A 22167-nucleotide genomic window follows, 5' to 3' on the forward strand; every position below is an offset into this window, starting at 1 on the left:
CGAGGCACCAAGCTGTGCAAACACCGATGAGGCATTTCCCATGGAGTTCGTGACCACTTGCCTGCCAGGCCTGGCCCCGCTGCTGGCCGAGGAACTGGAGGAACTGGGCATATCCGTAACAGAGACCGGTAACGCCCATGTCATCATCGACGGGCGCCAGGAAGACGGCCTGCGGGTATGCCTGTGGTCGCGGTTGGCGGAGCGGGTGTTGCTACCGCTGGTGACCCTGGAGATCAGCGCGGAGGAAGCCCCCGAAGCACTGGCGGCGGCGCTGGACTGGCCGGCCCTGGTGGCGGCCGGCGCGCCGCTGTTCCTCAATCTTGAGCACGGCAAGGGCGTGCGTGGTGATAACCGTATCAGCACCCGGCGGTTGGCGCGGGCGCTGCCGCCATCGTTGCGTGTCTCGGACAGTGAACTGGGGGCATGCTGTGTGCGCGGGCGTCTGGACGAGAATCAGGCCCACTTGTGGCTGGATCTGGCCGGCACGCCGTTGCATCGGCGCGGCTATCGCCTGCGCGAGAATCTGGCCGCCGGCATACTCAGAGCCGGTGGTTGGCACCATCCGGACCGTCCCTCCATGGTGCTGGATCCGTTCTGCGGTAGTGGCACCCTGCTGATCGAGGCGGCCTGGATGGCCGGCGGCGTGGCGCCGGGCGCCTTGCGTCAGGACTACGGCTTCATGGCCTGGCGCGGGTGCCGGCGGGCGTTGTGGGAAGGGCTGCGCGAAGAGGCCGCCGCCACCTTGCATAAGCTGCCGTCGTTACCGCCGCTGAAGGGCTTCGACGTGGACAACCGGGCGATTCAGTTCGCCATGGATAACGCCGAGCGGGCCGGGGTACGGCGCCTGCTACACCTGGAGCGGCGCGAACTGGGCGCCCTGCGTCAGCGGGACCTGGGCGACACCGGTCTGCTGGTGACCAATCCGCCCTGGGGCGAGCGCCTGGAAGAACGGGAGCGTTCCGCCTGGCTGCACGCCGGTCTCGGTCGTTTGATGGGGCAAAGGGCACTCAACTGGACCGCGGTGCTGTTGGGCACCGATGTCACCACTCTGGATCGTTGCGGCATGGCGCTGCAAAGCCAGTATCGCCTGCTCAACGGCCCGCTGAAGAACTATATCCGCGTCTACCGCCCACGGCCGCCGGTGGCGGAGTCACCGCTGCGGGTGGCGGCGGAGCCCGGTTTCGCGCCGCCGGAGGGGGCGGTGCCGCTGCTGAACCGGCTGCGCAAGAACGGTAAACACCTGCGCCGCTGGCTGGAGCGTGAGGATATTCAATCGTATCGCCTCTATGATCGTGATCTGCCGGAGTTCAATGTGGCGGTGGATATTTATGGCGATCAGGCGCTGGTACAGGAATTCAAGGCGCCGTCCTCGATTGACCCTGAAAAGGCCAAGGAGCGCCGCCAGTGGGCGGTGAGCGCGGTGCGCTCGGCGTTGGCGGTGCACCGAGAGCAGGTTCATCTGCGCACCCGTGAGCGGCAGAAAGGGCACAGTCAGTATCAGAAGCTGGACAGCCGGGGCCAATACAAGGTGGTGCGCGAAGGGCGTGCCCATCTGCTGGTGAATCTCAATGATTATCTGGATACCGGCCTGTTCCTGGATCATCGGCCGATGCGGCTGCGGCTGGCTGAGGAGTCCGCCGGCAAACGCGTCCTGAATCTGTTCGCCTATACCGGTGCCGCCAGCGTTCATGCCCTGGTGGGCGGTGCCCGCCGGGTGGTGACGGTGGATGCGTCGCGCCGTTATCTGGACTGGGCCGCCTGCAACCTGGCCCTGAACGGCTTTTCCAGTGACGCCCACCCGCTGGAACGGGCCGATGTGATGGGCTGGCTGGAAACCTGCCGCGAGCAGTTCGACGTGGTGTTTTGTGACCCGCCCACCTTTTCCAATAACAAAAGCCGCCAGGATTTCGTGGTCCAGGAGCATCATGGCGAATTGATCCGCCGTATTCTCAAAAGGCTCGAGCCCGGCGGTGTCCTGTACTTTTCCTGCAACTTCCGCCGCTTCGAGATGGATGAAAGCATTCGTCGCTGGTATCAGGTGGAAGACCTTACCCAATGGAGCACCCCGGAGGACTTTCGCCGTCACGGGTTGCACCATTGCTTTGCCATTCGTCACGGAGAGACACCATGAGCGTCACGCTTTACACCACCTTGGGATGCCATTTGTGTGAGCGGGCCCGGGACATGCTGCTGACCGTGGATCCGATGCTGGCCATCGAGGCCATCGACATTGCCGAGGACGACGATCTGATCGTCAGGTACGGTGAGCGTATTCCGGTATTGCGCCGGGGCGACCAGGAGCTGGCCTGGCCGTTCGGACTGCTGGACGTACGCGCGTTTCTGATGGGTGAGCGGTTGCTCTGATCGCTTCGAATCCACTCTGGGCCACGAAGCCGCTGTGGGAAGCTTGCTTGCAAGCGAATTGTTACTTTTATCCAAAGAATTCGCTTGCAAGCAAGCTTCCCACAATGGCTTTAGCAGCTAAGGGCTAAGGGCTAAGGGCTAAGGGCTAAGGGCTAAGGGCTAAGGGCTAAGGGCTAAGGGCTAAGGGCTAAGGGCTAAGGGCTAAGGGCTAAGGGTGTGCCGGCGTAGTGTGTGTCAGCGCGGCCGGCCAGTCCCGTTGCAAAAACGCCAGGGTGTTGGCCAGGGTTTGCTGGGCCAGAGCCTGCGTTGTTTCCCCCCGCAGGGTCGCCACCCGTGCGCCGATCCAGGGGAGCAGGCAGGGCTCATTGCGGCGTTTTTTCGCCGGCGGTTCCGGCAAGTCCCGGGGCAGCAGGTAAGGCGCGTCGGTTTCCAGCAGCAACCGGTTACCGGGAATGTGCGGCACCAGTTCGGCCAGCTCCCGTCCGCGCCGTTCGTCGCAGACCCAGCCGGTGATGCCGATGAAGCAGTCCAGGTCCAGATAGTCGAATAGCGGGCGGCGTTGGTCGGTAAAGCAGTGCACCACCACGGCGGGCAAACGGTCCCGCCAGGCCTTCAGTATTGGCAGGAAGCGGTCATGGGCATCCCTTTGGTGCAGAAAGACCGGCTTGCCATGGTCCACCGCCAGCGCCAGCTGTGCCTCGAAGGCGTTCTCCTGATCCGGGCGTGGGGAGAAATCCCGATTAAAGTCCAGGCCCATCTCGCCGGCCGCGGCCACCGCCGGTTGCTCCAGCAGTTCCCGTAATTCCGACAGGACGTCGTCGTTACAGAAGCGGGCACTGTGTGGGTGCAGGCCGGCGGTACAGAACAGGCCCTGGTTCGGGTAGCGTTGACACAACGCCACTGCTTGCCGGGATTCCTCGACGTTGGTGCCGGTCAACAACAGACGGGTTACCCCGGCCTCGCGGGCCCGTTGTAACACCGCTTCACGGTCTTCGGCGAATTGACGGTCGGTCAGGTTGACACCGATATCGGCCCATTGGCACTCATCGGCTGGACATTCGCTGGACGGAAACGTATTGGATCCCGGCATACTCATCCGGCGCCTTGGCCCTGAACCGGCGTCAGGCCGCCCAGCCGTTCTTCAAGCCGCTCACGCAGATCCTCCACCCGGCGCCGGTTGGCGCCGAAATCGTAGTATCCGACCCGGGACGCGGAGCGCACTTCAATACCGCCATTCTCGTGCACGTAAAAAGTGACGTCATCAACGAAGCGGAGGACGCGGCTGGTGAAACGGGCCTGCAAGCGGGCCGGTCCCACCTGCTCGAAGCTGACGCGGGGCAGGGTGGCCAGCACCTCGCTCAGTAATTTGAGACTGCCGGCGCGATCGGCGTAGCCTGGAAGAGGTTCCACCCGATGCCGTTCATCCGTGGCCAGGCTGGACACGCAATTGGGGGAGGACGGGCAGGGCGCTAACAAACGGGTGTCGTTCATGGCAAAGCTACTCAGCAATAACAAACCACAGACACAGAGAACACGGCGGACATGCCGTGAGAGAACCCGTGATGCGCCCCCGGCGCTTGGCATCCATTGGGATGCCCGACCCTCCCTGGCACGTCGACTGATGTCGCCGTTATCACTGTGCTTCTTAGGTCCTGACCGTCCGTTCATGAAGGTTCCGTCTCAGGCTACGTTCCATGGTGCCTCCATGGCCGCTACGGAAGGTCATGGCTTTTCATTCCCCGGCCATCAAGGTGGCGACAACAGGACCACGGGTGCCGCGGAGAAAACGCAAATGCGTGCGTAGTGTAACTGGTGGCCACGCATTTTGTCTCCCCGGGGGAAAACCGGGGCTTAATGCGCGTTCGGATCGCGGATCAGGCCGACAAACACCCCTTCGATGATCAGTTGATCCGCGGGCACCTGGATCGGCTCGTAGTCCTCATTGGCGGGCAGCAAGGTGGCGTCGGACTTGTTCAGCCGCAGGGTCTTCACCGTCACCTCCTCGCCAATGCGGGCCACCACGATTTCACCGGAACGGGCCGTTTCGCTCTTGCGCACGGCAATCAGATCGCCGTCGAAGATGCCGGCGTCGATCATGCTGTCGCCCTGCACCTGGAGCAGGTAGGTGGGCCGCTGGCGAAACAGTCCTCGCGGCACCGGTACCGTGCGCTGCACGTTTTCCACCGCTTCGATCGGGGTGCCGGCGGCCACCTTGCCCACCACCGGAAGCTCGTCCTCGTCACCGAGGGCGGACTCCAAAAGCTGAATGCCGCGGGAGCGGTCGCTGTGCAGGCGGATATAGCCCTTACGCTCCAGAGCCCGCAGGTGATCGGAGGCGGCGTTCTTGGACTGGAACCCCATTCGTTCGGCGATTTCCGCCCGGGTGGGGGCCATGCCGGTGTCCGCCTGGGAGTCACGGATGCAATCCAGTACCTGCTGCTGGCGGAGGGTCAGTTTGCTGCTCATGTCGGTCTCCTGTGGGTCGCCACGACGGGAATGGAGTACTGATAATACGAACAGTACAATATGTCCAGTATTTTTGTCATCCCCGATGTTGTTACAAAGCGCTCTCCACTCGCCTTGCATGGCCATCCAGGCTAGGCTATGCGCTCGGCGCTTCCCGGGGGGGAGGCGCCGTCGTGGTGTTGTATTCGCTGCCAATGCAGCTCCCACGGTGGCTTGTGGCACCTCTCCGTGGGAGGCTGGCTTGCCAGCGAATAATACAAACACCCGGACCTATCCCATTCGCTTGCAAGCAAGCTCCGACAGCGGCTTCGTAGTTTCCTTTGTGGGAGCTGCCTTGGCGGCGAATGGCGTGCGGACAAGCGGTTCCAAGACTGTGGGGCCGCCGTGGGTTGGGGGAGAAATGAATCAGGCCGAATGGCAACGTTCTCAGCAGGCGAGGGTGGCGTCGTTACTTTCCGGCGTGCCGTTTTTCAATGAAGTGTCCCGTGATGATGCCGATCAGCGTGCCTTGTTGCTGGCCGCTACCCGGATTCTGGAAGCCGCTCCGGGCGAGCTGGTGATCAAGGCCGGTGCCGAGGCCCGCGGGCTTTATTTTCTGCTGCGCGGCGAACTGTGGGTGCTTGGCGAAGGCTCACCGCCGCCGGTGGTCTACCGGGTGTCTCCGGGAGAAGTGTTCGGCGCGTTGTCGCTATTGCTGGAGACGCCGCGCAGCGCCTCCTTGAAGGTGGCGGAGGGGGATCAGGCGAAACCGGCGGTGCTGGCGCGTTTGTCCTTCGCTGATTTCGATGCGCCGAGCTTGGCCTTGTTCAGTCTTGCAACCCGCCTGGCGCTGTTTCACATGCTGGTGCATCAGATTCGCTGGGCGGTGGAGGTGCAGCGCCTGGCGGCGCCGGATGCGGAACTGGAAGCGGCTCTGCGCAAGATCCCGCTTTATCAGGGCGAGAAGGAAACCGTGCGGGAGCTGGCGGCGCTGCGTGAACAGGCGCGGGCGCTGGCGGCGCTGCTGTGCCGTTGGAATGACCACCCCCGCGCCGGCCCGGCGATGACATAGTGAAACCCCGGCCGGCCCGCTGGCCGGCCAGTCGCATGGCTCACGGACCGATCAGGCCGCGAACCGTCAGTCCGATTTCTTGTCCTTGCGCTGGACTTTCACCGCCAATACGTCGCAATGGGCGCCGGGCACCAGACCGCGGGCGGTGGAACCCAGCAACAGAGCCAGACCGCTGCGGGTATGACTGCCCACCACGATCAGATCCGCGCCCAGGGCATCGGCCTTGTCGACGATGGTCTTCTCGATGGAGCCGAGTTCCACATGGATGCGGTCCTCGCTGATCTGGTACTGGCGGGCGTATTCCAGGGCGGTTTCGCGTGCCTGTTTGACCAGGCCGCTTTGCAGGTCGGTGACGTCCATCGGCACGTCGGCGCCGTAGGCCAGTGCCAGCGGCTCGATCACATGGATCAGGTGCAACTCGCCGGAGGCGTTGCCCTCCAGTACCCCGGCGGCACGGCACAGGATGTCGGCGGACTCGTCACTGCAGTCGATGGCGACAAGAATTTTCTGATACGGAGCGGTCACGGCGATCTCCCTCGAACGCTTTTTATCGAGTATAGCCCGGTCCCGGGAAGCGGTCGATTGATGCGGGTCAAGGCCCGCTGAAAGGCCCCCAAAAGGGATTGTGGCCCCCCGAAGCTTGACCGGACGTTAGCGCCGCTGTCTAAATAGGCGCCCCTGAGGGCCCCCGAAACGGGGCCTGGACATCGTATCCGGCCTTTCCCGGCAAGGCGAAGGCCGGATCGACCGACTTCTCGGTAATTCAGTTGTGGGTGACGAACGTAATGGGTAAGTCCCTGGTAATTGTGGAGTCGCCGGCCAAGGCGAAGACCATCAACCGCTATTTGGGCGATGACTTCATCGTCAAGTCCAGCGTGGGCCACGTGCGCGATCTGCCGGTCAGCGGCGGCGGCAAGAAGTCCACGCCCCAGGAACGGGCCAAGGAGGCGGCCTATACCCGTTCGCTGCCGAAGGAAGAGCGCGAGGTTTATAAAAAGAAGAAAGCGCAGTCCCAATTGATCAACCGCATGGGCGTGGACCCGGACCATGGCTGGAAGGCGCACTACGAGATCCTGCCCGGCAAGGAAAAGGTCATCGATGAACTCAAGCGTCTGGCCGCCAAGGCCGAGCGCATCTATCTCGCCACTGACTTGGACCGCGAAGGGGAGGCCATTGCCTGGCACCTGCGGGAAGTGATCGGCGGTGACGATGACCGTTTCGACCGGGTGGTGTTCAACGAGATCACCAAGAAGGCGATCCAGGCCGCGTTCCAGGAACCGGGCAAGCTGGATATGAGCCGGGTGGAAGCCCAGCAGGCACGCCGTTTCCTCGATCGGGTGGTGGGGTTCATGATCTCACCGCTGTTGTGGGAAAAGATCGCCCGCGGCCTGTCCGCCGGCCGGGTGCAGTCGGTGGCGGTGGAGCTGGTGGTGGAGCGCGAGCGGGAAATCCGCGCCTTCACCCCGGAGGAGTTCTGGGAGCTGCACGCCGACACCCACGACAGCAAGCAGCAAGCGGACCAACTGCGTCTGCAGGTGGCCCGTTACCAGGGTGAAAACTTCCGGCCAAACAACGCAGAGGACGCCGAGCGCCACCGTGAGGCACTGCATCGCGCCGGCCAACTGACCATTTCCCAGCGCGAGGAGCGGCCGACCCGGTCGAAACCCTCGGCGCCGTTCATCACCTCCACGCTGCAGCAGGCGGCGAGTACCCGTCTGGGCTTCGGGGTAAAGAAAACCATGATGATGGCCCAGCGCCTCTACGAGGCCGGCCATATCACCTACATGCGTACCGATTCCACCAACCTGAGCGCGGACGCGGTGACGGCGTGCCGGGCCTGGATCGATGACAAGCTGGGCGAGAAATATCTGCCGGCGAAACCACTGTCCTATTCCAGCAAGGAAGGCGCCCAGGAGGCCCACGAAGCGATCCGGCCTTCCGATGTCAATCGCACCTCCGAGTCGCTCAAGGACATGGAGCGCGATGCCCAGCGCCTGTACGAATTGATCCGCCGCCAGTTCATCGCCTGCCAGATGCCGCCGGCGGAATACCTGAGTACCACGCTGACCGCCGAGGCGGACGGTTACGAGCTCAAGGCCAAGGGCCGCATCATGAAGTTCGACGGCTGGACCCGGATCCTGCCGCCGGCGGCGCGCAAGGGGCAGGAAGATACGGTGCTGCCGGATCTCAAGCAGGGTGACGTGCTGGTGATCGATCAGGTCGACGCCACCCAGCATTTCACCAAGCCGCCGGCCCGTTACACGGAAGCCAGTCTGGTCAAGGAATTGGAGAAGCGCGGTATCGGCCGGCCGTCCACCTACGCCTCGATCATTTCCACGATCCAGGATCGCGGTTATGTGCGGCAGGAAAGCCGCCGCTTTTACGCGGAGAAGATGGGCGATATCGTCACCGATCGCCTGGTGGAAAGCTTCCCCAATCTGATGGATTACAACTTCACCGCGCGGATGGAGGAAACCCTCGACGAGATCGCGGAGGGCAAACGCCACTGGCGTGATGTGCTCAACGATTTTTACCAGGATTTTCAGGCCAAACTGGAGGCCGCTCAGGGCGAGGGCAGTGGCAAGCAGGCCAAGGGCGGCATGCGTGCGAATCTGCCCACGGACACCGACATCGCCTGTCCCACCTGCGGCCGTCCGATGCAAATCCGTACCGGCTCCACCGGTGTCTTCCTGGGTTGCTCCGGTTATAGCCTGCCGCCCAAGGAACGCTGTACCGCCACGCTCAATCTGCTTCCCGGCGAGGAGGCGGTGCGGGCCGACGATGACGAGGCGGAAACCCAGGAGTTGCGCCGCAAGAAGCGTTGCCCCAAATGCGGTACGGCGATGGAATCCTTCCTCATCGACGAGAAACGCAAGTTGCACGTCTGTGGTAACAACCCGGATTGCGACGGCTACGTGGTGGAGCAGGGCGAGTTCCGCATCAAGGGCTACGATGGTCCGACCCTGGAGTGTGAAAAGTGCGGCAGCGAGATGCAGTTGCGCACCGGCCGGTTCGGCAAGTTCTTCAAGTGCACCAACGATGACTGCGGCAATACACGCAAGCTGCTGAAGAACGGTGAGCCGGCGCCGCCCCGTGCCGACCCGATCCCGATGCCGCATCTCAAGTGCGAAAAGGTGGACGATCATTACCTGCTGCGTGACGGTGCGTCCGGCCTGTTCCTGGCCGCCAGCAAGTTCCCCAAGAACCGGGAAACCCGGGCGCCGCTGGTGGAGGAGATCCAGTCCGTGGCGGAGCAACTGGATCCCAAACACCGTTATCTCGCGCAAGCCCCCGGCGAGGACTCCGAGGGGCGCAAGGCGGTACTGCGCTACAGCCGCAAGGCCAAGGAGCAGTACGTGATGACCGAGGAGGAGGGTAAGCCCACCGGCTGGTACGCCTTCTATCGGGACGGCAAGTGGGAAGTGGAAGAAAAGAAAGCCGCACCGAAGAAGAAAGCGGCGGCGAAGAAGAAAACCGCCACCAGGAAGAAGGCCTCCGCCCGCAGATCATGAAACAGCGCGGCCCTCTCCGCCAGCAAGCTGGCTTCCCACAGCGGCTTTGTCGTTCTCTTTGTGGGAAGCTGGCTTTAGCAGCGAATAGCCGGAGATAACCATGTCCCGAATGGTGCGGGAAAACGAAATCAGCGGTCTGCGTGAGCGGTTGTTTTTCGCCCGCGACCTGCTCAAGACACTACGGGCCGAGGCCGGCGATTCGGTGGGGCACCGCCTGGCGCTGCGTGGCGCGGTGGTGTTTCATCTTTATTCGGTGCTGGTGGGCATGGCGCGGCAGTCCGCCAAGTCCTACCAGGTGCCCGGTTACGATGACCTGATCAGCCTCGCTGTCCTGGAGCAGGCTTTCGCCAATACCGGTGTTCGCGCCCCGGAGATGCAATTGTTGACCCAGGCGCGGCGGGATCGCTCCGATCCGGTATGCTGGCTGGATCTGGAGCTGCGCGCCGCGGTGGGCGCCGCCGGTCTGGCGCGCCGGGCCACGCCTCCCGGTGAAACCAACGCCCTGGCTCTGCGCGCCGAGGATCCTTACGCGCCCCTGGCCGACGGTGACCTGGAGCGTCTGCAAAAGGCGGCCGACCGGGTAGAGGAACTGCTTGGCTTGTTCGGTACTTATATGGATGAATGGTAAGTATGGAGAATGGTAAGCGGGGAGCGACATGTTGTTACTGATCATCTTCGCCGCCATTGCTTTGGGGTTCTCGTTCCTCTGCTCGATTCTGGAAGCCGCTCTGCTGTCCATCACCCCCAGCTACATCGCCGGTCTCAAGGACGACAAACCCAAGTTGTTTGAACGTCTGCGGCACCTCAAGGATGACATCGACGACCCGCTGGCGGCCATTCTCACGCTCAATACCATCGCCCATACCGCCGGCGCCACCGGGGTCGGCGCCCAGGTGGCGGTGCTGTTCGGGGAAACCTGGCTGGGTGTGGCCTCGGCGGTCATGACGCTGGCCATCCTGATCGTCTCCGAGATTATTCCGAAGACCATTGGCGCCAAATTCTGGCGCGCCCTGGCGCCGCTGCTGCCGCCGGTGCTCAATGTCATGATCTGGGTACTCAAGCCGTTCGTGTGGTTATCGAAAATGATTACCCGGCGGATTGGCGACGGCGAGCCGGATACCGACATTCGGGCGGAGTTGAAGGCGATGGCGGCGATTGGCCACGAGCAGCAGGCGCTGGATGAGGGCGAGCGGCGGGTCATCGCCAATATTCTCAGCCTCCATGACATCAGGGTCGACAAGGTGATGACCCCTCGTACGGTGGTGGAATCGCTGCGCCCGGAGCAGACCGTGGCCGAAGTGCGCCACCACCTGGTGTCCACGCCTTTTTCCCGCTATCCGGTGCTGAACGACAAGGATGAAGCACTCGGCTATGTGCACAAAAGCGATCTGTTGGAAGTGGAAGATGAGCGTACCGTGGGCGAACTGGCCCGTGCCATGGCCTTGTTCCGCACCGACACAAACATCGAGACGGTGTTTGGTGAGATGCTGCGTGACCGGCAACACCTGGGCCTGGTCTACGATGACCTGGGGACCTGGGTGGGCCTGGTCACCATGGAAGACATCATTGAAACCATCCTCGGTCAGGAAATCATGGACGAAACCGATAATGTGGCCAATCTGCGCCACTATGCCCGCCAGCGCTGGAGCCGCAAACTCAAACGCAAGGGCGCCCCGGAATAACGGCCTCTGCTTGACGGTGATCGCCGCCAAACGTATGTTTCAAACGTTTGCTTTCAGCCCGGCAGGTCTCCATGTCTCAATCCGATACTGTGCGCCGCATCCTTGATACGGCGGAAGTGCTGTTCGCCCAGAAGGGGTTCGCGGAAACCAGCCTGCGCGCGATTACCGGCAAGGCCGGTGTTAATCTGGCCGCGGTGAACTACCATTTCGGCTCCAAGGAGGCGCTGATCCAGGCGGTGTTCGAGCGCTATCTGACGCCGTTCTGCCAGGCGTTGTCGGTGAAGTTGAAGGAACTGGAGCTGGACGACGGTCCGCTCAGTCTGGAGCGGCTGTTGACCGTGGCATCGCGGCTGGCGTTGGGCTCCGGTACCGAGGAGCCGCGACGCGCCATGATCTTCTTCCGCCTGGCCGGCCAGGCCTACAGCCAGCCGCAGGACCATCTGCGCGCCTATCTGCGCAAGCATTACGGCGATGTTTTCAACCAGTTCACCACCTTGCTGCGCCGCACCGCACCGGATGTGCCGCCGGTGGAGTTGTTCTGGCGCGTGCACTTCAGCCTCGGGGCGGTGATCTTCACGCTTTCCGGTATGGAATCCCTGCAGACCATCAGCAAGAAGGACTTCAACCGTTCGGTGTCCGCCAGCGATATCGCCCAGCATCTGCTGCCCTTCGTGGTGGGCGGGATAAAAGGCAACTGAAAAGACAGTTGATAGTTGACAGTGGATAGTTGACAGTCCAAAAAACAGGTGACCCTGAGCCGCTGTGGGAAGCTTGCTTGCAAGCGAATATTGCAAACGCTTGAGCGAACCCATTCGCTTGCAAGCAAGCTTCCCACAGCGGCTAAAGAACAGGTTGTTTGTGTTTCCGCCGTCAACTGTCCACCATCCACTGTCAACTTTCCCGCGTTGGTCCTATGCATATCATTATTTCCCTTGCCGATCAGACCCTGACCCTCGATGGCGCCGGCCAGCGTCGTTATCCGGTTTCCACCGCGGCGGTCGGTGCCGATGAGCGCAGCGGCAGTAACGGCACGCCCCGTGGGGAACATCTGGTGCGTGCCCGTATCGGCGAGGGGCTTCCCGTGGGCGCGGTGTTTCGCGGACGCCGCTTCAGCGGCGAGATCCTGACACCGGAACGGGCCGCGGCGGAACCGGAGCGGGACTGGGTGCTCAGTCGCATTCTCTGGCTCGGAGGGCTGGAACCGGGTAAAAACCAGGGCGGTGACGTGGATAGTTTCCGGCGCTTTATTTATATTCACGGCACGCCGGATCATGAGCCCATGGGGCAGCCCGCCTCCCACGGTTGTATCCGCATGCGTAACGCCGACGTCATCGATTTGTTCGACCGCGTGCCATTGGGGTGCGGGGTCTCCATCACCGAGTAATCACATGAATCAGGCCAATAACACCCAGCCTTTGCTGATGCTGGATCTGGAAGGCGTCGCGCTCACCAGTGAGGAGCGCGATTTACTCGTTCATCCCGCCGTCGGCGGGGTGATTTTGTTCAGCCGCAACTATCAGGGCCCGCTGCAGGTACGTGATCTGGTGGCGTCCATGCGGGCGCTGCGGCCGGAATTGCTGATCGCCGTGGACCAGGAAGGCGGGCGGGTGCAGCGCCTGCGTGAAGGGTTTACCCGGCTGCCGGCCATGGGCACGCTGGGACGGCGTTATCAGCAGGATCCCCGGGCTGGCCGCGAGGCCGCGGAGCTGCTCGGCGAACTGATGGCCGACGAAGTGCGCGCCGTGGACATCGACATCAGCTTCGCGCCGGTGCTGGATCTGGATCACGGTCGCAGCACGGTGATTGGAGATCGTAGCTTCAGCAATGACGTCGACGTGCTGATCACCCTGGCGGATGCCTTTCTGGACGGCATGCAGCGGGCCGGCATGAGCGCCACCGGTAAACATTTCCCCGGTCATGGCCATGTCCAGGCCGACTCCCATCTGGAATTGCCGGAGGACCCGCGCACGCTGTCTGAAATGGCCGCCGATCTGGCGCCGTTCCGGGCGCTGGCGCCGCGCCTGGACGGCATCATGCCTGCCCATGTGCGCTACCCGGCCATGGACGCCCAGCCCGCCGGTTTTTCCCGCTACTGGTTACAGAAAGTGCTGCGCGAGGAGCTGGGCTTCCGGGGCGTGATCTTTTCCGATGATCTGACCATGGCCGGCGCCGCCGCGGCCGGAGATTATACGCAGCGGGCGGGGGCGGCCCTGAACGCCGGCTGCGACATGGTGCTGGTATGCAACGATCGCGCCGGTGCCCTGGCGGTGCTGTCCTGGCTGGAGCAACAAGCATTGCCGAAAGGGGTGCCAGCCAGTGCTTTGCGGGCGCGCCCGCGCCGGCCGATGAGCCCGGCCCGCCGCCAACGGGCCTGTGATATCGCCGAACAATTGTCAGGAGAAAACGCATGAATTGGGAGGCCCTGCTGAACTGGAAACTGTTGCTCCAGTGGCCCGGCCCGGAAACGCAAACGATCATCTGGCTGACCCAGGTGTTCGTGGTGGTGTTTTGTACCGTATCGCTGAATTTCCTGATGATGCGGATATTGGACATCCTCACCGTGCTGGGGGAAAAGACCGCCAGCAAATGGGACGATGTGCTGATCGAGGCGCTGCGTCTGCCGTTGCGGCTGGTGACCTGGGTGATCGGGTTGTCGGTGGCGGCGGAGATGCTCTACGACGTCTCCGAAAGCGCCTTGTTCGAGCATGTGGGCATGGTCCGCCGGGTGGCGTTCATTGCCATCATCGCCATGTTTTTCAATCGCCTGATCACCGGCGTCGAGCATAATCTGACCGACCCCGGCCGGATGAAGAAACCGATGGATACCACCACCGCGGCGGCGGTGTCCAAGCTGTTGCGGGTGTCGGTGATCATTACCTCCTTGCTGATCATTCTGCAGGCGCTGGGCTACAGCGTATCCGGCGTGCTCGCCTTCGGTGGTATCGGGGGCATGGCGGTGGCGTTCGCCGCCAAGGATCTGCTCGCCAACTTCTTTGGCGGCATGATGATCTACATGGACAAGCCGTTCAAAGTGGGGGAGTGGGTGCGCTCGCCGGACCGGACCATCGAGGGGACAGTGGAGCATATTGGTTGGCGGCTGACCCGCATTCGCACTTTTGATCAACGTCCGCTGTACATTCCCAACTCGTTGTTCACCACCATCGTGCTGGAGAATCCGTCGCGCATGTTCAACCGGCGGATCAATGAAAAGATCGGTATCCGCTATAACGACTGGCGGAAGATGCCGGCGATCGTCGCCGACGTCCGGCAAATGCTGATCGATCACGATGACATTGAAACCGATGCCCGTACCCTGATCGTCAATTTCGATACCTACGGCGCCTCGCACATCGAGTTCTTCATCTACACCTTCACCAAGACCACCAACTGGGTGCGCTTCCACGGGATCAAGCAGGACGTGCTGATGAAGATCATGGAGATCGTCGAGCAGCATGGCGCCGAGTTCGCCTTCCCGACTCGCACTCTGCACATGGTCAGCGATGACGATCAGCAGGACAGCCCTCCGGCGCCGACCACCGAGGAGGCACGGCATGCCCATCGCGGATGAGGTAAAGCGGGAGTTGATGCAGGTGCGCCGTGATGCGCGCCAACTCCATTCCCAGGATCAGGTGGAAGCGGCCATTGGCAAACTGGCGATTCAGCTCACCGAGGACTACAGCGAGCGCTTCCCGCTGTTCGTCACCATCATGAACGGCGGCATGATCTTCGCCGGACATTTGCTCACGCGCCTGGATTTTCCGCTGGAAATGGACTATCTGCACGCTTCCCGCTATCTGGGTGACACCCGGGGCGGGGAGGTGGAGTGGATCGTCACTCCGGGTGCCAGCCTGTCCGGGCGAGACGTGATCATCCTCGACGATATTCTCGATGTCGGCTCCACCTTGTTGGCGATCGTCGATGCCTGCCACGCCCAGGGGGCCACCAGCGTGAAAACCTGCGTGCTGGTGGACAAGGTGCACGACCGCAAGGCGCGGCCGGGTCTGAAGGCTGATTACACCGCGCTGGAGGCCGAGGATTTTTACCTGTTCGGCATGGGCATGGACTACAAGGGCTATTGGCGCAACGCCCCCGGCATTTTCGCCGTGGAAGAATAAGGAAGCGAGATGCTGGCATTCATTGGCGGTACCGGTCTGACGCGCATGGACAACCTGCGCATTACCGGCAGCCAGACCCTGACCACCCGTTTCGGTGAGCCGTCGGCGCCGGTGGTGGAAGGACAACTCAACGGTCGCGAGGTGCTGTTCCTGGCCCGTCATGGCGATCCCCATGTGTTGCTGCCTCATCAGGTCAACTACCGGGCCAATATGGTGGCGCTGAAGGAAGCGGGCGCCAGCGCCATCGTCGCCGTCAACGCGGTGGGCGGGATCACCGACAAAGCGCCCACCGGCGCCCTGGTGCTGGCGGACCAGATCATCGACTACACCTACGGCCGTGACATGACGTTGTTCGACGATAAGGACGAGCCGCTGGTGCACGTGGATTTCAGTTGGCCGTTCGACGCCGCCTTGCGCGCCGCGCTCCAGGAGCGGCTGGCCGTCAGTGGCCTGGCCTGGACCGACGGTGGCTGTTACGGCGCCACTCAGGGGCCGCGACTGGAAACCGCCGCGGAGATTTTGCGCATGGAGCGTGACGGCTGCGACGTGGTCGGCATGACCGGCATGCCGGAAGCGGTTCTGGCCCGGGAACTGGACATCCCCTATGCGATGCTGTCCCTGGTGGTGAACCCTGGCGCTGGCAAATCCGACCGGGAGATCACCATGGCCGAGATCGAAGTGGTAATTCACGATGGCATGGCCGGAGTGTGCCGGGTACTGGCGGATCTGGCGGGGCACTGCTAAGGCACGGCCGCAGTCCCGTAGCGTTGTTCTTGGCGGCCACGACGTCCTTGTGGGAGATTCCTTGCAAGCGCAGGGGGGAACGCCGGAGGGGCAGTATTCGCCAGCAAGCTGGTCTCCCACGGCCTTTCCGCGTAGCCGCTGTGGGAAGCTTGCTTGCAAGTGAATGAGGTTTACTCAGGCGTTTGCAACATGAGTCCCGAACCTGCACTACTGAAACCAGAATAATTTCGAGGGACTGAAGTCGATCGGTGAACAGTATGCCGGCTGCCCGGGAGTTCATCACCGGCGTGAGGAAACGTTTCCGCAAAAAGGGGAGCATCATGCAAAGTTCTCTGTTTGCCGATGACAGTGCGATTCCTTCGGAAGTACGGGCGGCCACACCGGAAGCGTCGCTGATCCCGCTGGCGGCGGCTTTGCCGGAGACGCTCAGAATGGGTACCTCGTCCTGGCACTATCCGGGCTGGGCCGGGCTGGTTTGGGACAAACTCTACAGCGAAGAGCAGTTGTCCCGCCGGGGACTGAGCGCTTATGCCAGACATCCCCTGTTTCGTGCCGTTGGTCTGGATCGCGGCTTTTATCGGCCGTTGAGCGTGGAGCAATACGCCGATCACGCGGCGCGGGTCCCCGATGATTTTCGTTTCGTGGTCAAGGCGCCGAGCCGGGTCACCGATCCTCTGCTGCGAGGCAGCGGGGGCAAGGGAGAGAGGATCAACCCTGACTTTCTGGATGCGGCGGCCGCCCGGGCCGAGTTGGTCGAACCGGCCGGAGCCGGCCTGGGGCCGAAGCTGGGGGCGTTGGTGTTTCAGATCAGCCCGTTACCCTCCCACTGGCTCACTGAAATGGAACGGCTGACCGAAGGGCTGCATGCGCTGTTGCGAAGCACCATGGCGCTCAAGGCCCGTTACCCGGAGGCGGTGGTGGCGGTGGAGGTGCGCGACCGGCAATGGCTGACCCCGGCCTTCGTGGACGCCCTTAAGGATACCGGCGCCACCTACTGCCTCGGTCTCCATGGCAAGATGCCGCCGATTGCCGAGCAACTGCCAATTCTGCGCGCGCTCTGGCCCGGCCCACTGGTATGTCGCTGGAACCTCAATCTGAAGCACGGCGCTTACGGCTATGAAAGGGCACGGGACCAGTATTCGCCGTTCGACAAACTGGTGGATCCGGACCCGGAAACCCGCGAGGCCCTGGCACAGGTGATCGCCGGTACCGTGGGCGCGGGGCAACCGGCTTATGTGACGCTCAGTAATAAAGCGGAAGGCTGTTCGCCATTATCCGTGGCGGCGCTGGCCGAGGCGGTGCGGGCCCGGGTCGGCCCCGCCTGATCCGGCGCCGAGAGCTATGGTGCCGGGGCATTTCCCAACGGATCTGCTAAGGTTCCACACCAGGACGCCGACAAAGGGATGTGATGAAAATGAGTGGAGCGGATATCGAAGCCCTGTGCCGGGCGTTCATAGCGGATGAAGATGAGGCGTTGCAGCAGGAGCGGCAAGGCCATTTCTGGCCGCAAAATCATCATTTATTGGGGCCCCATGCCGCCAAGCTGCCGGCCGCCCTGACGCCGGACCAGAGAACCCGTTTCTATTTTCATTATCTGCGCGTGGCGGGCGGCATCCCGGCGGTCTCCAACAAAGAACTGCCGTTGTTGCGCGACGCTTATCGGCAAGTGCTGCCCTTGCAGGATCGGGGCTACCCGGTCAACAGCAGTGAGCGGCATATCAACCTGCTGGTGTTCGGCTTCGACGAGAGCGGGTCCCTGCCCATCGGCGAAACGTCCACGGCGACGGATCTTAAAACCCGTCTGAAGCTGGTGAGCCAATTGGGCAAGTACACCACGCTGCCCAATCAGCGGGCAAAGAAAGTGAAGTTCGCTCCCTTTGCCGAGGACGGCGAACGGATTTTGCAGCTGCTGCGTCATTTACGCTATCGCCATGACCGCCGCTACGGTGACGATCTTTACGACACCGTGAACCTGAGATTCTGGGGCATGGTATTGACCGCGTTGCTGAATCCGGAAGTGCGCACCGAGCTGGTCCGCGACATGCTGGACGGTGACATGGCGTTTCCCAACCGGGAGACTCACCTGGACATACTGCACAAGACGGTTCAGGCGGTACAGGAAGATTGCGCGCCGCGGGAGACGGAATTTCATCAATGGGCCGGGCGACTGGCCGAGGTCCACCGCGCACGCTGGGAAGCCACCGAAAGCGCAATGCTGGCACGTGCCTTGGGATTGCCGTTCGAGGCCGGGGAGGATTGGCAGGTGCGGATTCGCATCCCCCAGGAAGGCAATGACGGGCAGGGGTGGCAAGCCCCCAACCTGATGTTGAATCTGATGCCGGAACCGGACTGGGATTGGGAACTGCGTATCGAGGACGCCAAGGGCCGCCGTTTCGTGGAAGGCAGCAAAGGCCCGGTAAGAAATGACATGGGCATGGAAGGGCTTGGCAAGGGCAATCTGGGGCGTTTTCCGCGGTGGTTGCGGGCCTTGCGAGAGCAATACGGTATGGTTTATGACGTGCCGCGAGCGGACATCAGCGCGGGCCGCAAGCGTTCCGCCGGCCGTCTGATCCAGGATTGGCTGGAAGGGGACGGGTAAAGGCGGTCTCCGGCGGTAACCTGTTCCAGTTCCTGACCCGCTTCGGAGCACAGGGCTCTTATCCGTTTCATGCAGTCCGGTTCGTTGTTGAGGGTCTGGGCTATACGCTCGGTCCGATCGGGTGAGCCAGTCCGCGTTAAGCCGGAACAGATCCCCGCTCTCCTGGGCGGCGTAAAAAGGGTCGGAAAGCGCCTCGAATCGGTGATCCCCAGGTACTCGGAAAACAGCGCGTTCAACACATCGATATTGGCGCCGATGATGTCGTCCGGATCGTCACTGCCCAGTACATCGGCGGGGAGCGGAATGGCGTCTTCGGGAGTGAGTAAGGTGCCGGTTGGCATGGCAACGGTATCGAGCTAGTTTGCCAGCGATTGCAGCAAGGCCGCCAGAAAGCGTGCCGCCTGGCCGCCGTTCAGGGCGCGGTGGTCGAAGGTCAGCGACAGCGGTAGTTGTTTGTCCTCGAACACCTCGCCGTTGTTGAATCCGGGCTGTGTGAAGGCCTTGCCGGCACCGACAATGGCCACTTGTGGCGGCACCACCACCGGGGTGGCGAAACGGCCGCCGAGGGTGCCGAAGTTGCTCAATGACAAGGTGGCGCCCTGTAGTTCCCGAGGGGGGATTTTGCGCTGCTCCACGTCCCGACGAAGCCGGTTGAGGCCCTCGCGCAAGTCGTCATCGTCGCGGTTGGCGATATCGCGCAGCACCGGCACGAACAGGCCGTCCGGGGTGTCCACGGCGATACCCAGATCGATTTTTTCTACTTTGCGCATGCTCAGTTGATCACCGTCGAACCAGGCGTTGACCGCCGGTTCCGACCGGCAACCGGCGACGATGGCGTGGATCAGACGCAACATGATGTCGGTGCCGGCGCGCCAATGACGGATGCTGACCTGATCGAACAGGCTGACCGGCACCACCTGCTGGCCGGCGCTGGCCATGGTTTTGGCCATGGTACGGGCCACCCCCTTTAGCGGGGTGCTGTCGCCGTGGCTTTGTTTCAGCCTGGCGTGTTGTTGCACGTCGTTAAGGGTAATGGTGCCGCCGGGGCCACTGCCCTTGAGACGCGCCAGATCCACGCCCAGATGCTGGGCCAGGGCACGGATCGCCGGCGCCGCGCCCGGGCCGCCCCGGTTGCCGGCGGCGGCGCCGATGATGAAATCATCACGGTCGCCGTCCTGTTCACTGGCCAACTCACCGACCACGCTCTGGCTGGTGTCCTCCTCGCCCTCGAACGCCAGCAGCGGCTCGCCGGTGTGCACCAGATCGCCTTCGGCGACGAAGCGGCGGGCGATGACACCGGCTTTCGGCGCCGGAATATCGACGATGGCCTTGGCCGTCTCCACGCTCAGCAGCACCTGGTCCACGTTAACCTCTTCGCCTTCCTTGACGTGCCATTCGATCACTTCCGCTTCCTGAAGGCCTTCGCCCAGATCCGGCAGAGTGAAGTAGCTCATGAGTGTGCTCCCTGGTCAGTCGCGCTTGCACGCAACACGCAACACGCAACACGCTAACACGCCATACTTGCCGAGTAAGGCGCCTATTTCCGGTTGTCTCACTTGGAGAAGGCCGCTGATACTTTGGCGTGCAAGCGTGCAAGCGTGCAAGCGCCTCATCAATACACCAGCGTCCGCTTCGCCGCCGCCACGATCCGTTCCACATTCGGCAAATAATGCTGCTCCAGTTGGAAGTAGGGCATCGGGCAATCATAGCCGGTGACCCGCTCCACCGGAGCGCGCAGATGCAGCAGCGCCTGGTTGGCGAGGGTGGCGGCGATTTCAGCACCCATGCCGCCGTGCCCGGGGGCTTCATGAACGATCACGGCACGGCCGGTGCGGCTCACTGATGCCACCAGGGTATCCTGGTCCAATGGGTTCAGACAGGCCACGTCGATCACTTCGGCGTTGATGCCTTCCGCCGCCAGTTGATCGGCGGCACCCAGGGTTTCGTGGATGGCCGCGCCCCAACTGATCAGGGTGAGATCGTCGCCGGTGCGCAGGGTGAAGCAGGTATCCAGCGGCAAGGGCTCGCCGTCCGCCACCACCGGCAGCCGTTTCAGCCGGTACAGGCGCTTCGGTTCCAGGAAGATCACCGGGTCCGGGCACTGGATGGCGGCCAGCAGCAGGCCGTGGGCGCGGGACGGCGAGGATGGCATCACCACACGCAGGCCGGGGATATGCGCGAACAGGGCCTCGGTGCTTTCACTGTGATGTTCCGGCGCGTGAATGCCGCCTCCGTAGGGCGCCCTTATCACCAGCGGACAACTGAGCCGGCCGCGGGTGCGGTTACGTAAACGGGCGGCGTGGCTGAGGATCTGCTCCAGGGCGGCGTAAATGAAACCCATGAACTGGATCTCCGCCACCGGTTTCAGCCCCTGGCTGGCCATGCCCACGGCCAGGCCGGCGATCAGATTCTCCGCCAACGGCGTGTCCATCACCCGGCGGAAGCCGAATTGTGCCTTGAGCCCCTCGGTGGCGCGGAACACGCCGCCGTTGGTGCCGATGTCCTCGCCGAGCAGAACCACACTGTCGTCCTCGGCCATGGCCCGCACCAGGGCACGGTTGACCGCTTCCAGCAGATTCATGGGGACCGCATGGGCGCCGTGGGTTTGCAGTTCAGCCATGACGCACCTCCTGGTTGAGCGCCGCCAGGGCGGCGCGCTGGTCGCGCAGGGCGGCGGGTAGAGCCGCGTAAAGGTAGTCGAGCATGTCGGTGGCCGGGGCCGGGGGCAGATTCAGGTAGATGTCGATGGCCTCTTCCACGGTGCGCTCGCACTGTTGCTGCCAGTCGGTTTCCCGCTGGGCATCCCACAGACCGGATTCAGCCAGAGTGTCGCGCAGGCGCCGCACCGGCTCGTTCTGCCAGGCCCGGTGCAGATCGCTGGCTTTGCGGTAGCGGCTGGCATCGTCGGCGGTGGTGTGATCGCTGAGTCGGTAGCTGATCGCTTCGACCAGGGTGGCGCCCTTGCCGGCACGGGCCCGTTCCAGGGCGTCGTCCAGTACCTTGAGCAGCGCATCCAGGTCGTTGCCGTCCACCTGCACGCCGGGAATGCCGGCGGCCACCGCCTTGTCGGCCAGACTGGCGCAGGCGGTCTGCAGTCCCCGGGGCACGGAGATGGCCCACTGATTGTTATTGATCAGCACCACCAGCGGCAGCTGCCAGACGCCGGCCACGTTGAGCGCTTCGTAAAAATCACCCCGTGAGGTGGCGCCGTCGCCGCAGGTGGCGAGCACGGCGGCGTGTTCGTGGCGCAGCTTGGCGGCACTGGCGATGCCGGCGGCCTGAGTCAGTTGGGTGGCAATGGGCACGCAGTAGGGCAGATCGCGGCGGGCGTCGCTGTCGGCGGGAAAAGCGTTGCCACGCTCGTCGCCGCCCCAGTACTGCAGGATTTGATGCAGCGGCACGCCGCGCAGATAAAGCGTGGCGTGGTCGCGGTAGTAGGGCACGAAGTAATCGTCCCGGGTCAGCGCCAGCCCGGCGGCGGTGCCGATCGCTTCGGCGCCCAGGCAGGAGGCGTAGGTGCCCAGCCGCCCGGTGCGTTGCAGGTTCACTGCTTTCTTATCGAAGTGACGGATCATCGCCATGGTCTTGTAACCCGCCACTCGACGGTGGTCATGGTCGGTTCTCATAGCACCTC

Annotated in this window: 21 protein-coding genes; 14 read left to right on the forward strand and 7 right to left on the reverse strand. The window is 63.0% G+C overall.

Features of this window, described 5'->3' with window-relative positions:
- The first annotated feature begins 40 nt into the window (after positions 1 to 40).
- Positions 41 to 2131 (forward strand): bifunctional 23S rRNA (guanine(2069)-N(7))-methyltransferase RlmK/23S rRNA (guanine(2445)-N(2))-methyltransferase RlmL, encoded by a 2091-nt coding sequence (gene rlmKL / locus A6D6_RS11910; protein WP_159660848.1) that lies wholly within the window; start codon positions 41 to 43, stop codon positions 2129 to 2131.
- Positions 2128 to 2364, forward strand: coding sequence for a glutaredoxin family protein (locus A6D6_RS11915; protein WP_159660849.1), 237 nt, complete (start codon positions 2128 to 2130; stop codon positions 2362 to 2364). Before rlmKL ends, A6D6_RS11915 begins: the two co-directional genes overlap by 4 nt.
- Positions 2365 to 2572: 208 nt before the next feature.
- On the opposite strand, the gene A6D6_RS11920 is transcribed toward A6D6_RS11915, so the two are convergent.
- The 3 genes from A6D6_RS11920 to lexA all read right to left on the reverse strand — a co-directional run bounded on the left by A6D6_RS11920 (position 2573) and on the right by lexA (position 4830).
- A complete protein-coding gene (locus A6D6_RS11920; protein WP_369412881.1) occupies positions 2573 to 3460 on the reverse strand; it encodes a TatD family hydrolase in 888 nt (295 codons plus the stop codon).
- A complete protein-coding gene (locus tag A6D6_RS11925) occupies positions 3457 to 3855 on the reverse strand; it encodes a DUF1499 domain-containing protein (protein WP_159660850.1) in 399 nt (132 codons plus the stop codon). Before A6D6_RS11925 ends, A6D6_RS11920 begins: the two co-directional genes overlap by 4 nt.
- A gap of 360 nt (positions 3856 to 4215) precedes the next feature.
- On the reverse strand, positions 4216 to 4830 hold the full coding sequence (gene lexA / locus A6D6_RS11930) for a transcriptional repressor LexA (protein ID WP_022994437.1): 615 nt from the start codon (positions 4828 to 4830) through the stop codon (positions 4216 to 4218).
- 400 nt (positions 4831 to 5230) lie between these two features.
- Between lexA and A6D6_RS11935 the strand changes: the two genes are divergently transcribed.
- Positions 5231 to 5881, forward strand: a complete 651-nt coding sequence (locus A6D6_RS11935; RefSeq protein ID WP_133492469.1) for a cyclic nucleotide-binding domain-containing protein — start codon at positions 5231 to 5233, stop codon at positions 5879 to 5881.
- Positions 5882 to 5947: 66 nt separating this feature from the next.
- Here the strand turns inward: A6D6_RS11935 and A6D6_RS11940 are convergent, their stop codons facing one another.
- Positions 5948 to 6406 (reverse strand): universal stress protein, encoded by a 459-nt coding sequence (locus tag A6D6_RS11940; RefSeq protein WP_133492470.1) that lies wholly within the window; start codon positions 6404 to 6406, stop codon positions 5948 to 5950.
- A 260-nt stretch (positions 6407 to 6666) separates the two neighbouring features.
- On the opposite strand from A6D6_RS11940, the gene topA reads away from it, so the two are divergent.
- The 11 genes from topA to A6D6_RS11995 all read left to right on the forward strand — a co-directional run bounded on the left by topA (position 6667) and on the right by A6D6_RS11995 (position 18533).
- Positions 6667 to 9393, forward strand: a complete 2727-nt coding sequence (gene topA, locus A6D6_RS11945; RefSeq protein WP_159660851.1) for a type I DNA topoisomerase — start codon at positions 6667 to 6669, stop codon at positions 9391 to 9393.
- Positions 9394 to 9493: 100 nt separating this feature from the next.
- The gene (locus A6D6_RS11950; protein ID WP_159660852.1) at positions 9494 to 10021 is read left to right on the forward strand and encodes a hypothetical protein; all 528 of its coding nucleotides are present in this window, start codon (positions 9494 to 9496) and stop codon (positions 10019 to 10021) included.
- Positions 10022 to 10049: 28 nt separating this feature from the next.
- A complete protein-coding gene (locus tag A6D6_RS11955) occupies positions 10050 to 11075 on the forward strand; it encodes a CNNM domain-containing protein (RefSeq protein ID WP_133492473.1) in 1026 nt (341 codons plus the stop codon).
- 71 nt (positions 11076 to 11146) lie between these two features.
- The gene (locus tag A6D6_RS11960; RefSeq protein ID WP_133492474.1) at positions 11147 to 11773 is read left to right on the forward strand and encodes a TetR/AcrR family transcriptional regulator; all 627 of its coding nucleotides are present in this window, start codon (positions 11147 to 11149) and stop codon (positions 11771 to 11773) included.
- A 215-nt stretch (positions 11774 to 11988) separates the two neighbouring features.
- Positions 11989 to 12459, forward strand: a complete 471-nt coding sequence (locus tag A6D6_RS11965; RefSeq protein ID WP_159660853.1) for a L,D-transpeptidase — start codon at positions 11989 to 11991, stop codon at positions 12457 to 12459.
- Positions 12460 to 12463: 4 nt separating this feature from the next.
- Positions 12464 to 13486 carry a beta-N-acetylhexosaminidase gene (gene nagZ, locus A6D6_RS11970; protein ID WP_159660854.1) on the forward strand — a complete coding sequence of 341 codons (1023 nt, stop codon included), beginning with the start codon at positions 12464 to 12466 and terminating at the stop codon, positions 13484 to 13486.
- Entirely contained in the window at positions 13483 to 14643 is a 1161-nt protein-coding gene (locus A6D6_RS11975; RefSeq protein ID WP_159660855.1) for a mechanosensitive ion channel family protein, read from the forward strand. Before nagZ ends, A6D6_RS11975 begins: the two co-directional genes overlap by 4 nt.
- Complete coding sequence (locus A6D6_RS11980; protein WP_159660856.1) at positions 14627 to 15190, forward strand: hypoxanthine-guanine phosphoribosyltransferase; 564 nt, start codon at positions 14627 to 14629, stop codon at positions 15188 to 15190. Before A6D6_RS11975 ends, A6D6_RS11980 begins: the two co-directional genes overlap by 17 nt.
- A 9-nt stretch (positions 15191 to 15199) precedes the next feature.
- Positions 15200 to 15934 (forward strand): S-methyl-5'-thioinosine phosphorylase, encoded by a 735-nt coding sequence (locus tag A6D6_RS11985; protein ID WP_133492479.1) that lies wholly within the window; start codon positions 15200 to 15202, stop codon positions 15932 to 15934.
- 320 nt (positions 15935 to 16254) lie between these two features.
- A complete protein-coding gene (locus tag A6D6_RS11990) occupies positions 16255 to 17259 on the forward strand; it encodes a DUF72 domain-containing protein (protein WP_097057968.1) in 1005 nt (334 codons plus the stop codon).
- 89 nt (positions 17260 to 17348) lie between these two features.
- Positions 17349 to 18533 carry a hypothetical protein gene (locus A6D6_RS11995; RefSeq protein WP_159660857.1) on the forward strand — a complete coding sequence of 395 codons (1185 nt, stop codon included), beginning with the start codon at positions 17349 to 17351 and terminating at the stop codon, positions 18531 to 18533.
- A 356-nt stretch (positions 18534 to 18889) separates the two neighbouring features.
- Here the strand turns inward: A6D6_RS11995 and A6D6_RS12000 are convergent, their stop codons facing one another.
- From A6D6_RS12000 to pdhA, 3 genes are all read right to left on the reverse strand, one after another.
- On the reverse strand, positions 18890 to 19987 hold the full coding sequence (locus A6D6_RS12000) for a dihydrolipoamide acetyltransferase family protein (RefSeq protein WP_133492483.1): 1098 nt from the start codon (positions 19985 to 19987) through the stop codon (positions 18890 to 18892).
- Positions 19988 to 20145: 158 nt separating this feature from the next.
- Positions 20146 to 21153, reverse strand: a complete 1008-nt coding sequence (locus A6D6_RS12005; protein WP_159660858.1) for an alpha-ketoacid dehydrogenase subunit beta — start codon at positions 21151 to 21153, stop codon at positions 20146 to 20148.
- Positions 21146 to 22159, reverse strand: a complete 1014-nt coding sequence (gene pdhA / locus A6D6_RS12010; RefSeq protein ID WP_159660859.1) for a pyruvate dehydrogenase (acetyl-transferring) E1 component subunit alpha — start codon at positions 22157 to 22159, stop codon at positions 21146 to 21148. Before pdhA ends, A6D6_RS12005 begins: the two co-directional genes overlap by 8 nt.
- Between the last annotated feature and the right edge of the window lie 8 nt (positions 22160 to 22167).

It is taken from the genome of Alcanivorax xiamenensis (assembly GCF_009846745.1).
Taxonomy (GTDB): Bacteria; Pseudomonadota; Gammaproteobacteria; order Pseudomonadales; family Alcanivoracaceae; genus Alloalcanivorax; species Alloalcanivorax xiamenensis.